This is a genomic window from Aeromonas sp. 600774 (genome assembly GCF_049175075.1).
GTDB lineage: Bacteria > Pseudomonadota > Gammaproteobacteria > Enterobacterales > Aeromonadaceae > Aeromonas > Aeromonas veronii_A.
Genome location: NZ_JAAKUJ010000012.1, coordinates 75,004 through 88,902, shown reverse-complemented (window position 1 = coordinate 88,902; position 13,899 = coordinate 75,004). Strand labels below are relative to the sequence as shown.

The window sequence follows — 13,899 nt, the reverse complement described above, 5'->3', positions numbered from 1 at the left end:
ATATTCCGTCTAGCAGTGGTCCCTGCGAGTGATTGAATAGATTCCTTCTATTCATGCTCGTGGCTAAGGCGGGATATTCTTTATGTAGGGTAATCGGCTTGTGTTCTATCCTGCCCTTGCCTTTCGAAGCCGAGGTTAGACCTGCCAATCGCAATAAACTTAGACATTGATCACATTCACTTGGAACTGAATATATTCACCTTTCAATCTATGACTCCAGTAGCAATTTACGCATTTTCCTCCAAGCAAACCCTGAATCTTCATGCAAAACCACCCTGATATATTTCAGGTTGATTCAACTTTTATTCATGCCGACTCACTGGGAAGATTAAAATGAAAAACAAAAAACCATTTAAAAGCAATAAGATGGGTGAAAACTAAAATAATATCTGAATATTACTACCTGTGTATTGAATACATCGGCGTGACGAGAGGAACATAGGGGAAATAAATACTCATATCGCCCAGATTTACTGCATAAATCTTTTCTTGTCCCAGATCATGGCATTGACGCCAACCCCATCAGGCTGAGCCTCATAAGTCATCACCTCTTTGTGCAGTTCAACTTAATATGCACAAAGTCCGCATCGAGGTGGGTAACCATTCTCGTCGGTCATCACAACGCCTTTTGATACTTTTTTCATTAATTGAATTTATTCACTTCACCTTGCGCTGGCGCCAACCTCGACTTAACTCAGAAAGTGATCCGGATCACACACATATGGCACTACCAAGGAGTTGTTATGAAGATGAAACCCATGCTGTTGCTCGCGACGTTGCTGCTCTCTGCGCTCCCTACATTCAGTCAGGCTGAAGGAGCCCCTGCCATGCCCATGGTGGTCTGCCATGTCGACAAGGCCCCCCAGATGCTGGTGCCCGACTATGTCTGCCGCTGGCATGGAGGCAGTGTTCACTATTAACCTGCAGAACGAGAGGAGCATCACTCCTCTCGCCTTGTGATGAGCCAACCCCCTCCTATACTGAAATCAGCGGTTTTCTCGTGGATAGGGGAACGTCATGATCTTGTTGGTCGGTGGGGAGAAGGGTGGCAGTGGCAAGAGCTGCCTGGCGCAAAATCTGGCGGTCTACCTCAGATCCCAATTTCAGGGAGAGGTGTTACTGGTCGACTGCGACCCGCAACGCACTACCTCGGACTGGATTCAGGAACGCAATGACAACCCGGATCTGCCGCAAATCAACTGCGTTCAGCTCTATGGCAATATTCGTAACGATCTGCTCAGCCTGAAAAATCGCTATGACTACGTTATCGTCGATTGCGGCGGGCAAGACAACCGGGCGCTGCGCTCTACCATGGCGGTCGCCACCCACGCACTGATCCCCTTGCGACCCAAGCGGCGCGACCTCAAGACCCTGCCCCATATGGAAGATCTCATCACCACCTGCAAGATGGTCAATCCGACCCTCAATGCAGCCGTTGTGTTGACCCAATGTCCATCTTTACCCAATCAGGTAAAGCGGATTCTAGAGGCCAAAGAGGTATGTGCCTCGTTCGGAGTCGATGTACTGAATTCCATCACCTATGGCCGCAACGTCTACGACGACAGTGAGGAAAAGGGATTATCGGTAATGGAGATCGAGCCGGATGGCAAATCTGCCGAAGAGATCCGGGCCATCGCCAAAGAGTTCTTGCAAGTGGGGGTGTGAGATGGGTCTGGCCGATCTTAAGAAAAAGCACCAGTTGCATCACCAGAAAAAGTTCACTGTTGACGAGTTTATCGAAGATGCGGAGTTCTACGCCAAGGGTAAACCCAAGGTGGTCAGCCTTGAGTTGACTCTGCATAGGGATGAAGCCTTGTCGGCACTGGCCTTTATCGAGAGTGGTGAGCATCTGAAGCCCAGCTACAAAAAAGCCACCTTCTCCATGAGTACAGTGGCCATCGATGAGCTGGGTAATCTGACCCAACAAGACGGCATGAACAAGTCCCTGCTACTGCGTCTCTTTACCCACTACTTCTCTTCGCTCACCCCTGAAGAGCGCCAGACCATCTATGAGCGCCTCAACCAGCACCTATAAATACCCCATTAACTGCTCTTTTCCTGCCATCACACCCACATTGGATGATCACCATCAGAGCACAGAATCTGTTTCCAAAGTAACCAAAATTCCGTGTAAGAGATCCGCCATTCCACATGTAAGCCAAAAGCCTAAAAGATCCTCGAGATAATCGGAAGATAGGATCTTAAAACATGAAGGCGAATAACTTAACTCCATGTTTATAAATGAATAAATAGAAACACACCGTTTTCGAAAGCGTTAATAACAAAAACGTTTTCCAATCTGGCGTTGTAGCCCGTTAGAAAATCCTTATAGTTACTCATGCACGGACGCAATGAAGTCGGTCAGGAAGACTGGCTGCCAGGGTTGGGCAAATGGACTCACCACAGGATGTGGTAAAGGACACCTCCCAGGACGGAGAAAGTGCGACGGGACAGGATGACTCGTCAGGCCAAGATGGCTAAAGGACACCCCAAAGGATTGGGAAGGGGAAACCTAAAGGAAGAGGTAAACAGTCAGGGATTGCAGGGAGCAACTTCGTTCAAGGATCTGAGCGATACGACTACCGGGGGCGACGAAAGTCGCCCCCATCTTTTTATCTGAGTTTCACATCCCCATCGCTTACCTCAGCCCAGCGCCTTCTTGCCAGAACCTTCTCGGCCCGCTGTTTAAGCACCAGTCGATATGAAAAGGGCACCACGATGGCGCCCTTCTCTATTTTTTGATCAGCAAACAAGCTTAAATCACGCGAGAGAACTGCTGCTGGCGTGCCTTGTTGCGCAGATAGACATCGAAACACATGCAAATATTACGGATCAGCAGCTGTCCTGTGGAGGATACCTCCAGACCATCCTCCGTCATGCGCACCAGTCCATCGTTGATGAAGGTCTGCAGCAGTTTGAGATCGTCAGCAAAATACTCTCTGAAATTGAGCCCGTGCGCCTGCTCGACCGAAGCAAAATTCAAACGAAAATCGCAGATAAGCCGCTTGATCACCTCACGGCGGATCAGGTCATCCTGATTGAGCGAGCAGCCTTTCCACTGGGCATGACCCAGCTCTGAAACCTGTGCGTAGTAGGCCTTGAGCTCTTTCTGATTCTGGGAGTAGGCATCACCGATCATGCTGATGGAGGAGACCCCCAATCCCAGCAGATCGCAATCACCTTGAGTGGTATAGCCCTGGAAGTTGCGGTGCAGCTTGCCCTCGCGCTGCGCCACCGCCAGCTCGTCATCGGGTTTGGCAAAATGATCCATCCCGATAAACTGGTAACCCTGATCGGTGAGGAAGGCGATGGTGTCCTGCAGCATGGCCAGCTTCTCCTGCGGAGCAGGCATGTCGTCTTCTTTCAGCTTGCGCTGGGCGGCAAAGCGGCTCGGCAAGTGGGCATAGTTGAAGATGGAAAGGCGCGCCGGATCCGTCTTGAGCACCTCTTCCAGCGTATGGTGGAAACTGGCACGATCTTGATGTGGCAGGCCATAGATAAGGTCGAGGTTAGTCGAGCGGAAGCCAAGCTCACGGGCCCGTTCCAACATGGCTTTAATAAAGTCGTTGTCTTGCTCACGGTTGACCGCGACCTGCACATCCTTGTTGAAATCTTGCACACCAAGGCTGATGCGGTTGAAGCCGACTTCTCTCAGCACATCCAGCATGGTAATGGCAATCTCACGCGGATCGACCTCGATGCTAAACTCTCCCTCTTCGGCGAAATGGAAGTGCTCACGCAGCATGGCCATCAGTCGGCGTGTTTGCGCTGCATCCAGATAGGTGGGCGTACCACCACCCCAATGCAGTTGGGTGACAAGCCGCTGCTTGAAGAGCGGAGCCTGCGCCTGGATCTCCTGTTCCAGATAGTCGACGTACTCGTCAGCCTTGTGCTGATGGCGGGTAATGACCTTGTTGCAGCCGCAGTAGTAGCAGAGCTTATGGCAGAAAGGGATATGCACGTAGAGCGACAGGTTGCGCTCGGGATACTGACCAGCTGCACGGACAAAGTCCGCATAGCCGAAGCTCTCGTTAAACTCCAGCGCGGTGGGATACGAGGTGTATCGCGGACCACTGTAGTTATATTTTTCGATCAGAGCCTGATCCCACACAATCTGTTCTGCTTGCACGTTCGCTTCCTCTCTATTGTTATTGTTGGCTCATCGGCCTAACTGAAAATCCTTCAGTTGGGCTACATCCTTGAGGATCTGTGCCTCCAGCTCGGCCTCGTAGCCGCTGCGTTCGAGATCCATCTTCATCACTTCATTGCGTTTGAGTGCTCGTCTTGCCTCGTGAGTCGGCATATCTTTCACCTTCTCGTACAGTCCGTAGAGACCCGGAAATTCGGTAGCAAATCTCCGTCCGCCCTTGATCTGCAACGCATCGAGCAGATTGGTCAGCCGAATAGCACCTTCTGAGTAATCACACTGCCCCTCCTGCACCGCATGGGCAATGACCCGCACGCTATCAAGAATTCGCTCGTTGCGAGCAGTTATCGCCTGCCACTGCATCGCTTGCTGTCGCCTCAGTCTGGCCAGCAGCATGCCTGCATAGATGGCCAATCCTGACAAAATCAGGCCGCCCAACAGGGCGGCCAGCATCCATCTACTCATCACTTTTTCTTCGGCTCAGGCTTGGGTTCCGGCTTGAAATCGACCTGGTTGAAACGGTCCCACAGCTCCTCTTCGGAAGCTGGTTTCTGCTCGTCGAACTCGGCGTCATCGCCATCATCAAACGGCAGCTCGTCATCTTCATCATCGTCGTTGTCGATGATGCCCAGCTCATCCATCAGCTCCTGATAACGGTCGACGCGCTGATCAACCCAGGCCTGCTCGGCCACTTCCAGGGTTTCACCGGCATCAAGACGATCCAGCAGATCATTCAAGCGGTCATCGTTTTCGATGGAAGCCAGCTCCTGCTCGGGCGTCATCACCAGCTTCTTCTCTTTCACCGCCTTGGGTGCTGCCGTCTTCTTCTGTTTGTCATCTACCACCAGTGCTACCGGCTTGCGGGAACCGATACGCGGATCTTTGGACTGGCTGTTGCCAGACTTGTTCTTCGGCTGTTCAACTTGCTGACGAGAACCAGCCTTCAGGCCCTTGCGCTTGGCAGCCCGTTTACGCTCACGGCCTTCCTGAGCACTGACATCAGATTCTTTGCGCTTGCCAGTAGGCTTGCGAGTGGGTTGTTTAGCAGACATGAATGGCTAACTCCGAAAAATAACTGGTTTGACCCGTACCCGGGATGATCTCACCCGGTGGGATACGATGCGAGGAACAGTAAGGCTGGAACAAGAGCAGGATCCCGCACCAATCCGGCCCGATCAGGCCACTGAACACCGCAGGATCGGTATCCTCTGGGCATGTTGCTGGTATTTTGACACAGAATGGCTAATCGGGTTAATGACCCAAAAGAAAAAAGGCAGCCGAAGCTGCCTTGATATGTTCATGCGTGCGCCATCCTGAATGGCAAAACAGTCTGTTTCGTCCTCTCCGTGACAACTTGTCGCCGCAGCATATCGTTGTGTGGTCATCCTGACCTTATATTGGTCGTTCCTGAATGTGCGTGTGCCTGTTTGACCCGTCTCGACCGCATCCTGCCATCGTGCTGGGGAGCCTGCATCCCGCAACCCCATCCCGCTCCGGAGATGGTCACCATCCTGATCCTTCAATCCTTTGCCAGCTCATACGAGCCCATGGCATCCCGCCACGCCTGCCATCCTCTGCTCACAACACCCTGTTGTGAAACCACCACCCAATCCGTGGGTGAATCCATTAAGTCTACTGTATCAACTCTATAAAACAGCTCAATCCACCCAAAAGATTCTCAACATCTCGAAAAATATCAATATTCACATAATCAATTGATAAATAATGGATATTTAATATTTTATGCAATTTTATGAGCCTTGGCCTGCCTTGAGAATGGGAGATCTCTTACAGAACGGGGGGATTAAACCGAGAATTATCTGAAAACCATAAAAACAACGGGGAGCAAAGGCTCCCCGTTTCAACTCGAATAGACCGTATCGACTATATCAGTGCAGACCCGCTACATATTTGGAGAGGGCTTCGATATCCTGATCAGTCAGTTTCTTGGCAACGTCCCGCATCATGCCATTCGGATCGTTGTCACGTGTCCCGGCACGGAATGCGGTGAGCTGGGCCTTGATATAGGCAGGATGTTGGCCGGACAGGCTTGGATACTTCGCCTGCTCGACACCTGAGCCACGGGGACCATGGCAAGCCGTACAGGCAGCCAGACCGCGACTCATGTCACCGCCCATATAGAGTGCCTTGCCCGCTTCGACCACGTCGTCAGGGACCGCGATAGGGGTAACCTTTAGACCGGAGAAGTAAGCCGCCAGGTCATCCATGTCCTGTTCCGACAAAGGTAACGCCATCGGCCCCATCACTGGCGCAACCCGGCCAATTTGACCAGAAGCGGCAGCCTTCAGTTCAACTAACTGCTTTTTGATATATGATGCGTGCTGACCAGCAATTTTGGGGTACATATCAACCAGGCTGTTTCCGTCCGGTCCATGACAAGCCGCACAAACGGCAGCCTTGGTCTGTCCCGCAGCGGCATCGCCCTTGGCTTGTGCCATCCCCGTTACGCCAACCATCAGAGCAAGAGTAATGACTAGGTTCTTCATGGCGTTCCAACTTTTCGTTATTAGGCTTCCAGATCCCATGCCGCTGAAGGCATGTTAAAATAAACGCGTTTAAGCGACGCTATTTTACACCATTTTACAAAAAAGTAACTCTATAACCCTCTATCTCCATGGGGAATTTACGTTGGATACACAAACTCTGAATTTCAATAAGGTGCATTTTGTGACCAGCGCACCCGACATCCGTCACCTGCCAAATGATGGGGGTGTCGAGATCGCGTTTGCCGGCCGTTCCAACGCTGGTAAGTCATCTGCATTGAACACCTTAACCAAACACAAAAACCTGGCGCGCACCAGTAAGACACCCGGACGTACCCAGCTGATCAACCTGTTTGAGCTGGAACCGGGCAAGCGTCTGGTCGACTTGCCGGGTTATGGTTATGCGCAAGTTCCGCTGGAAATGAAGCTCAAGTGGCAAAAGTCACTGGCAGAGTATCTGCAGCGCCGTGAGTCATTGAAAGGTCTGGTGATCCTGATGGACATCCGCCACCCGCTCAAAGATACCGACATGAACATGCTGGAGTGGAGCTCACACCGTCAGTTGCCCGTCATGCTGCTGCTTACCAAGGCTGATAAATTGAGCCCCGGCCCGCGCAACAACCAGGTAATCAAGGTGCGCCAGGCCGTTGCCAACCTCGGTTCCCAGATCCAGGTCGAAGCATTCTCCTCTCTCACCAATATCGGTGTGGAGAAGCTGGCGCAAACCCTGACCGAATGGTACGTCAGTGGTGACGATACCGACCTGCTGAACGCTGACGAACAGCAACCTGCCGAGGAGTAATCTACTCCTCGCTCTCCTTGCAATTGGCGGAGCACTCCTCCGCTGATTGAAAGGGTTTCAGATTGCCGCTTTCACCTGCCTCACGACAAACACTCTGTATTCGCCTCCCCTGCTATATCCATTACCGCTTACAGTTCATATAGATAGGCAGTTAATTCACACAAGGAATTAACCTCTAAAGACGTTGAGAGCGTTTTCAAATTCGTTCTTTCAAAACGAACCAGAATTACAAAAATAGACAAAAATGAAATTTAATTACAAGGCCTAACCGAAAGGGATAAAAATGAGGCCGGACGACAGTGATGCCATCCAGCCTGAAATAATAAATTCAAAAAATTGGGAAGAAGCTGAATCTTGAGTACCAGACGACAGGTATTCCTCAAGAAGCAGCCTCATTCTATCAAATGCATCGCCAATTTAAAGCATTTACTCTAAATGACACGCATAAAAAAACACCCCGACGAGAACCTCATCGGGGCAGCTATTCAGCCACATTCAATTACGTGAAATAAAAGGTCTGAAAGATAGAACATCTTACCTCTGTACCCTACGCAGACAACTGTACAGCAAAGCAGCAGAAAGTGAAAGTAATTTATGTAATTTAGTTTCACAACTTACAGATTAAGAAAAAATCTTTTATTTTCATGCAGATAAAAAAATCCCCAGTACGAATACCGGGGAGTTATAAAGGTGACTAGCTAGCACTTCCTCAACTATCTAGTTAGTCAGCGCCATTTCAAAGTAGTTCCGCTACAAAACAAAAAAACTTTGAAAAATCAGAGATAGATAGCGCCATCTTCAGCAAACTCTTGTTCTTCAATGAGTTTTTCAGCCATATCTTCAATATCAAAACGCACACTTTCGAAGGCTCTGACGATGTCATCCTCTCTCGTCAGCGCCAGACCTGTCATTCTCTCCAGTCGCCGCTGGCTGATGTAACAATCTATCAACGCCCCCATCTGCTGGGCAGGAAAACGCACCCGCTGTTCGTCAGCCTGCCACTCCATCAGGTCAGGAAACAGAATACCCTGGTTCATATCACCCCCAAGTTACGCTTCAACTCTCTCAATACCTGTTTAGTCCCGGGACGAATTCCGCGCCACACGGTAAACGCTTCGGCGGCCTGTTCCACCAGCATGCCGAGTCCATCCATGGTTTGACGGGCCCCATGCTGTTTGGCCCAACTGATAAACGCCGTATCCGAGGCGCCATACATCATGTCGTAGATAGCAATATCCGTGTGGATCAGGGTGGGGGCCAACGGCGGCAGCTCTCCTTGCAGGCTGGCAGAAGTCGAATTGATGACGAGATCGAATGGCCCTGCCAACTGCTCATAGGTCTGGGCAGTCACAGGCCCCAGATCGCAGAATTCGGCAGCCAACTGTTGCGCTTTTGTGTGGGTGCGGTTGGCGATCACCAGCTCGCTCGGCAACTCAGCCAGCAGCGGCGCCAATGCACCACGAGCCGCGCCACCGGCACCCAGCAGCAGGATCCGGCTATCCGCCAGCGTCACACCATGGGACTTGAGATCGGCGACCAGACCGGCGCCATCGGTATTATCCCCCAGCAACACGCCATCATCGGTCAGCTTGATGGTATTGACCGCTTGAGCCCGCTTGGCCCTCGGGCTCAAGCGATCGACCAGAGTGAATGCCTGCTCCTTGAAGGGAACGGTGACATTGCATCCCTTGCCCCCTTGGTCAAAGAAGGTGCGCAGGGCTTGGGCAAACTCGTCGACGGCAGGTTCAGCCAGCCCATACTCCAGCTCTTGCTGGGTTTGTCTGGCAAACAGGGTGTGAATGAAGGGGGACTTGCTGTGGCGCACAGGGTGGCCAAAAACCAGATAACGATCCATCAAAGAGTTCCATCAGAGGGCAATATTCCGATTTAACGGGTTTTCACTCTCGGGAACAAGCCGAATAACGGCCAGTAAAAAGGGACCATCATGGTCCCTCTGGTCACAGCCACTCTCGCGGCGTGAGGTAATCGGTGTAGAGCAAGGCTTCAGGAGTGCCCGCCTCCGGCTGCCAGTCATACTCCCAACGGGCCAGCGGTGGCATCGACATCAGGATCGACTCGGTACGTCCGCCGGTCTGCAACCCGAACAGGGTGCCACGGTCATACACCAGATTGAACTCCACATAACGGCCGCGACGATAGAGCTGGAACTCCCGCTCCCGCTCGCCATAGGGTAGAACCTTGCGTCGTTCAATGATCGGCAGGTAAGCATCAAGATAACCCCGACCTACCGCCTGCATAAAGGCAAAGCAGTCGGCAAAGGGCCAGCGATTCAGATCGTCGAAGAAGAGACCGCCCACCCCCCGTGTCTCGTTGCGGTGCTTGAGGAAGAAGTAGCGATCGCACCAAGATTTGAACTCGGGGTAGATCTCATCACCGAACGGCTGGCAGAGATCACGGGAGACCTGATGCCAGAGCTGCACATCCTCGGCAAACGGATAGAAGGGCGTCAAATCGAAGCCACCGCCAAACCACCAAATGGGCTCTTCGCCTTCCTTCTCGGCGATGAAGAAACGGACGTTGGCGTGGCTGGTCGGCACATAGGGGTTATGCGGATGGATCACCAGCGACACGCCCATCGCCTCGAACTTGCGACCGGCCAACTCGGGCCGATGTGCTGTAGCAGAGGCAGGCATGGCATCGCCATAGACATGGGAGAAGTTGACGCCCCCCTGCTCGATCACCGCGCCGTGGCGCAGCACACGGGTGCGACCACCGCCACCGCCTTCACGGCTCCAGGCATCTTCCACAAAGTGTCCACTGCCATCGGCCTGCTCCAGACCACGGCAGATCTCGTCCTGCAACTGCAACAGGAAGGCCTTGACCTGGGCCACATCCGGTTTGCTCATCTTGTCTCCAGTCAGGCAGGATCGTGAACGCCCTGTCCATTTTTATAGTTAAATCAATCCGGTGAGCTCACCGCTCAGCGGATTGATGGCAAATCATGACGTATCCGCCAGCTCAGGAGGGGCGAATAATGGCGCCAGTTCGGGCGTCCTTGATCTCTGATGGATTGGCTTGACCACCCACTTCACCGGGCAGGATATAGGCTAACTTGCTTGCCAGCCGCTCACCGATATCGGCCACCCGACGGGCAGGCTCCTCACCGGTCAGGTTGGCGCTGGTAGAGACCAGCGGCTTGCTAAAGGCACGGCACAACGCCTGTACCTGAGGATGAGCCGTCACGCGCACCGCCAGGGTCTCGAACTGCCCGGTCAGCCAGGCCGGCGTCGTTGCACGGGCAGGCATGATCCAGGTAAAAGGACCGGGCCAGCTGGCTTCAACCCGAGCCAACTGCTCACCGCTAAGCTGACTCAGATCGATGTAATCCTGTAATTGCGCCACGTCGGCAGCAATCAGGATCAACCCCTTATCTACCGGACGCTGTTTGATGGCCAGCAATCGCTGTACCGCCACTTCGGAGTCGGGATCACAACCCAGACCAAACACGGCCTCGGTCGCATAAGCGATCACCCCTTCCTGCTGGAGGGCGGCAACCGCCTGTTCAATTTCATTTGGCATAGGAAAAATGCGGCAGCCTGGCTGCCGCCTCGTCACTTGGTAGCAAGTTGAATTCGTATGGCGGCGACCATGGCAAAGTGACGTGTTGCTGTAGCACAGAAAATACGACACTTCCGGATCGCCACCCGTTCACTTACTTGAGTTGAGCCTGCAGGGCGGCATCCTTGGCCATCACCTCTTCGGCATTCTTCTGGCGTTCGGCCCGAACCTTGGCCGCCAGTTCATCATCGGCTACTGCCAGCATCTGGGCTGCCAGATAACCTGCGTTCTTGGCACCGGCTTTGCCGATCGCCACTGTAGCCACCGGTACACCACCCGGCATCTGCACGGTAGAGAGCAGCGCATCCAGCCCCTTGAGCGGGCCACCATCGATGGGCACTCCAATCACAGGACGAGTCGTGATGCCGGCTACGGCACCCGCCAGGTGCGCAGCCAGACCGGCAGCACAGATAAAGACCTTGCAGCCACGGGCCTCGGCATTGGTCACATACTGATGGGTCGCAGCCGGCGTGCGGTGCGCGGAGGTGACTTTGACTTCCACTGCGATATCAAATGACTTGAGCACCTCGAGAGTACTCTGCATCACGGGGAAATCAGAATCAGAGCCCATCAATACGGCAACAAAGGGTTTATTCATGGTGGGAATTTCCTTACTCCAAGTGGGGGGTTGAAGTTCACCGAAAACGTTTCAATCCGGTTGCGGCGGCGGGATTATACCTGCTCACTTTGGTGGCCGCATTTCTTTTGCGGACAGACCCAACGCAGCGTTCCCCTCACTTTTTTCTCGACCATGATGCCCCAACCACACGCGGGACAAGGCATGGGGATCGGCTTGTCGTTCACCACATATTTGCAATGGGGATAGCCATCACAGGAGTAAAATTGCTTGCCGTAGCGGGAGGTCCGGCTCACCAGATGACCCTTGCCGCACTCGGGGCAGAGGATCTGGGTATCATCGCTCTCCTGCAGGGATTCGATGTGCTGACAGGCCGGATACTGAGTGCAGCCGACAAACAGACCGTAACGCCCCTTCTTGATCGCCAGCGGCTGTCCGCAATCGGGACAGGCAGAGCCTTCGAGCACCTTTTCGATGTCGCGGCCGGATGGCGTCAGGGAGCGGATGTAATCACAGGCAGGATAGGCAGAACAGCCGAGAAAGGGGCCATGTTTGCCCTGGCGGATCACCAGCTCGGCCCCGCACTGCGGGCACGGCTCGCGCTCGAAGGCATGTTCGTGGGCTGAAAAGAGGTGATGATCGATTTTTGACATGGGCCGCGCCTTGAAATCCAGATGGCCTGAATTCTACCAGCGCGGCACCGGACTGTCAGTGAATGACGCCGTCTGACTCATCAAACACCAGCTCTTCCATCTGCTGGTAGGCATTTTCACTGCCCGGTACGTTGAACAGCACCATCATGACGACCCACTTCAGGTCATCCAGCTCGATATCCGGCTTGTCCAACTCGAGCAGACGCTCGATACAGATCTCGCGGGTTTCGGCATTCAGTACCTGGGCCTGTTCCAGAAAGAGCAGGAACCCGCGGCACTCGGTGCTGAGGCGTGCCAGCTCTTGCGGGGCATAGATACGCATCGAGCCTTGCGCGCTGGCGGCCACATAGACCTCCCGCTCGCTATCATGCAGATTGGCCAGTCGCTCCAACCAGTCGAGCGCCTTGTCGATCTCCTCCTTGTCAAAACCGGCTCGGCTCAACTCTTCGGTAAGTTCATTCTGCTCGACCATCACATCTGCATCGCTGTGGATGTAGGTCTCGAAAAGGTACATCAATACATCAAACATGATTCGCCCTCCTCGCTCTGACGTATCCACCGGCTACCGCCATCACTGCACCGACCAACTCCAGCTCTACCAACCTGCCCAATACCACTTCGACAGGAAGCTGGGTCCGCTCGGCAACGGTATCCACGCTCGTGGTCTCGTAATCTACGTTATCCAACAAATCAGCATAAGGCAATTCGCTATTATGCTGTTGCTCAGATGGTATGGCCGACGGATCTAGCCGTGCCCCCCACTCCGGCAGCTCTTCCACTATATCGGCCACACTCAGCACAAGTTTGGCCCCCTGCTGAATTAATCTGTTGCATCCTATCGCTTGGCCATTTTGCGGGGCGCCGGGTACCGCAAACACTTCGCGCCCCTGCTCCAGTGCATAGCGAGCGGTGATCAGCGAACCACTCTGCTCGGTCGCCTCCACCACCAGAGTTCCCAACGACAGACCACTGATAATACGGTTGCGACGAGGAAAATGTTCAGCCAGCGGCCCTTTATCCGGCGCCAGTTCGGAGATAAGCAAACCACCTTTCTCCAGAATCTGACCTGCCAGTCCCTGATGGCGTTTGGGGTAGAGGCAATCCAGCCCGGAGCCCAACACGGCAAGGGTGATACCACCACAAGCCAGCGTCTGCTGATGGCAAACACCATCGATACCGAGCGCAAGGCCCGAGGTGATGGCGAACCCGCATCTAACCAGTTCGCTACAGAGACGGGACGCGTTATCTTTGCCTGCATAGGTGGGATGACGTGTCCCCACCATCGCCAGCTGGGGTAGCGACAGCGCTTCAAGATCGCCACGGCAGTAGAGCAACAGGGGGGCCGCGGGAATTTCACGCAACAAGGGCGGATAAAGAGGGTGATCTTGCGGAATAAGGAGATTGCCAGGTAACGCGGCCCAAGCCAGACTCTGCTCAACAATCGGCGAGGGCCAGCGCAGTTGCCTGATCTGCTCTGACGACAGCCCCATACCGTGCAGCTGTGTTTCATCGCTCTGAAACAGGGCATCAATCGAACCGCCGATCTGCTCCAGCAGCCGAGCGGCGGTCACCGGACCGATGCCGATGACCGCATTGAGGGTTAGCCAGAGAGCTAGACGCCCGTCGGGGTAGTTCAC

16 protein-coding genes are annotated in these 13,899 nt (G+C 53.6%); 4 read left to right on the top strand and 12 right to left on the bottom strand.

Annotated elements, in window-relative coordinates; genetic code table 11:
- Window positions 1–743: 743 nt before the first annotated feature.
- The 3 genes from G5171_RS14270 (at window position 744) to G5171_RS14260 (ending at window position 2,035) form a co-directional block, all read left to right on the top strand.
- Complete coding sequence (locus tag G5171_RS14270; protein WP_421250914.1) at window positions 744–920, top strand: hypothetical protein; 177 nt, start codon at window positions 744–746, stop codon at window positions 918–920.
- A 97-nt stretch (window positions 921–1,017) separates the two neighbouring features.
- Entirely contained in the window at window positions 1,018–1,665 is a 648-nt protein-coding gene (locus G5171_RS14265; protein ID WP_421250915.1) for an AAA family ATPase, read from the top strand.
- 1 nt (window position 1,666) lies between these two features.
- The gene (locus G5171_RS14260; RefSeq protein WP_421206330.1) at window positions 1,667–2,035 is read left to right on the top strand and encodes a CopG family transcriptional regulator; all 369 of its coding nucleotides are present in this window, start codon (window positions 1,667–1,669) and stop codon (window positions 2,033–2,035) included.
- Between the two features lie 720 nt (window positions 2,036–2,755).
- On the opposite strand, the gene hemN is transcribed toward G5171_RS14260, so the two are convergent.
- The 4 genes from hemN to G5171_RS14240 form a co-directional block, all read right to left on the bottom strand.
- Window positions 2,756–4,129 (bottom strand): oxygen-independent coproporphyrinogen III oxidase, encoded by a 1,374-nt coding sequence (gene hemN, locus G5171_RS14255; RefSeq protein ID WP_421260344.1) that lies wholly within the window; start codon window positions 4,127–4,129, stop codon window positions 2,756–2,758.
- A gap of 30 nt (window positions 4,130–4,159) precedes the next feature.
- Entirely contained in the window at window positions 4,160–4,600 is a 441-nt protein-coding gene (locus G5171_RS14250; protein WP_337073314.1) for a DUF2489 domain-containing protein, read from the bottom strand.
- 11 nt (window positions 4,601–4,611) lie between these two features.
- Window positions 4,612–5,199: a Der GTPase-activating protein YihI gene (yihI, locus tag G5171_RS14245; RefSeq protein WP_337073276.1), complete on the bottom strand. Its 588-nt coding sequence runs from the start codon at window positions 5,197–5,199 to the stop codon at window positions 4,612–4,614.
- Window positions 5,200–6,036: 837 nt separating this feature from the next.
- Window positions 6,037–6,654 carry a c-type cytochrome gene (locus G5171_RS14240; protein WP_005341942.1) on the bottom strand — a complete coding sequence of 206 codons (618 nt, stop codon included), beginning with the start codon at window positions 6,652–6,654 and terminating at the stop codon, window positions 6,037–6,039.
- 142 nt (window positions 6,655–6,796) lie between these two features.
- Between G5171_RS14240 and yihA the strand changes: the two genes are divergently transcribed.
- Entirely contained in the window at window positions 6,797–7,453 is a 657-nt protein-coding gene (gene yihA, locus G5171_RS14235; protein WP_005339709.1) for a ribosome biogenesis GTP-binding protein YihA/YsxC, read from the top strand.
- Window positions 7,454–8,229: 776 nt separating this feature from the next.
- Here the strand turns inward: yihA and G5171_RS14230 are convergent.
- From G5171_RS14230 to dprA, 8 genes are all read right to left on the bottom strand, one after another.
- On the bottom strand, window positions 8,230–8,490 hold the full coding sequence (locus G5171_RS14230; RefSeq protein ID WP_019445781.1) for a DUF1488 domain-containing protein: 261 nt from the start codon (window positions 8,488–8,490) through the stop codon (window positions 8,230–8,232).
- Entirely contained in the window at window positions 8,487–9,308 is an 822-nt protein-coding gene (gene aroE, locus G5171_RS14225; protein ID WP_421206325.1) for a shikimate dehydrogenase, read from the bottom strand. The genes G5171_RS14230 and aroE overlap by 4 nt, the downstream gene beginning before the upstream one ends.
- Before the next feature lie 103 nt (window positions 9,309–9,411).
- Window positions 9,412–10,320 (bottom strand): oxygen-dependent coproporphyrinogen oxidase, encoded by a 909-nt coding sequence (gene hemF, locus G5171_RS14220; RefSeq protein WP_216979902.1) that lies wholly within the window; start codon window positions 10,318–10,320, stop codon window positions 9,412–9,414.
- A gap of 112 nt (window positions 10,321–10,432) precedes the next feature.
- A complete protein-coding gene (locus G5171_RS14215; RefSeq protein ID WP_421250917.1) occupies window positions 10,433–10,993 on the bottom strand; it encodes an L-threonylcarbamoyladenylate synthase in 561 nt (186 codons plus the stop codon).
- A gap of 133 nt (window positions 10,994–11,126) precedes the next feature.
- The gene (purE, locus tag G5171_RS14210) at window positions 11,127–11,630 is read right to left on the bottom strand and encodes a 5-(carboxyamino)imidazole ribonucleotide mutase (protein ID WP_421250918.1); all 504 of its coding nucleotides are present in this window, start codon (window positions 11,628–11,630) and stop codon (window positions 11,127–11,129) included.
- 74 nt (window positions 11,631–11,704) lie between these two features.
- Complete coding sequence (locus G5171_RS14205; protein ID WP_042054851.1) at window positions 11,705–12,262, bottom strand: type I DNA topoisomerase; 558 nt, start codon at window positions 12,260–12,262, stop codon at window positions 11,705–11,707.
- 55 nt (window positions 12,263–12,317) lie between these two features.
- Window positions 12,318–12,791 (bottom strand): DUF494 family protein, encoded by a 474-nt coding sequence (locus G5171_RS14200; RefSeq protein WP_005341954.1) that lies wholly within the window; start codon window positions 12,789–12,791, stop codon window positions 12,318–12,320.
- Window positions 12,784–13,899: a DNA-processing protein DprA gene (gene dprA / locus G5171_RS14195; RefSeq protein ID WP_421244911.1), complete on the bottom strand. Its 1,116-nt coding sequence runs from the start codon at window positions 13,897–13,899 to the stop codon at window positions 12,784–12,786. Before dprA ends, G5171_RS14200 begins: the two co-directional genes overlap by 8 nt.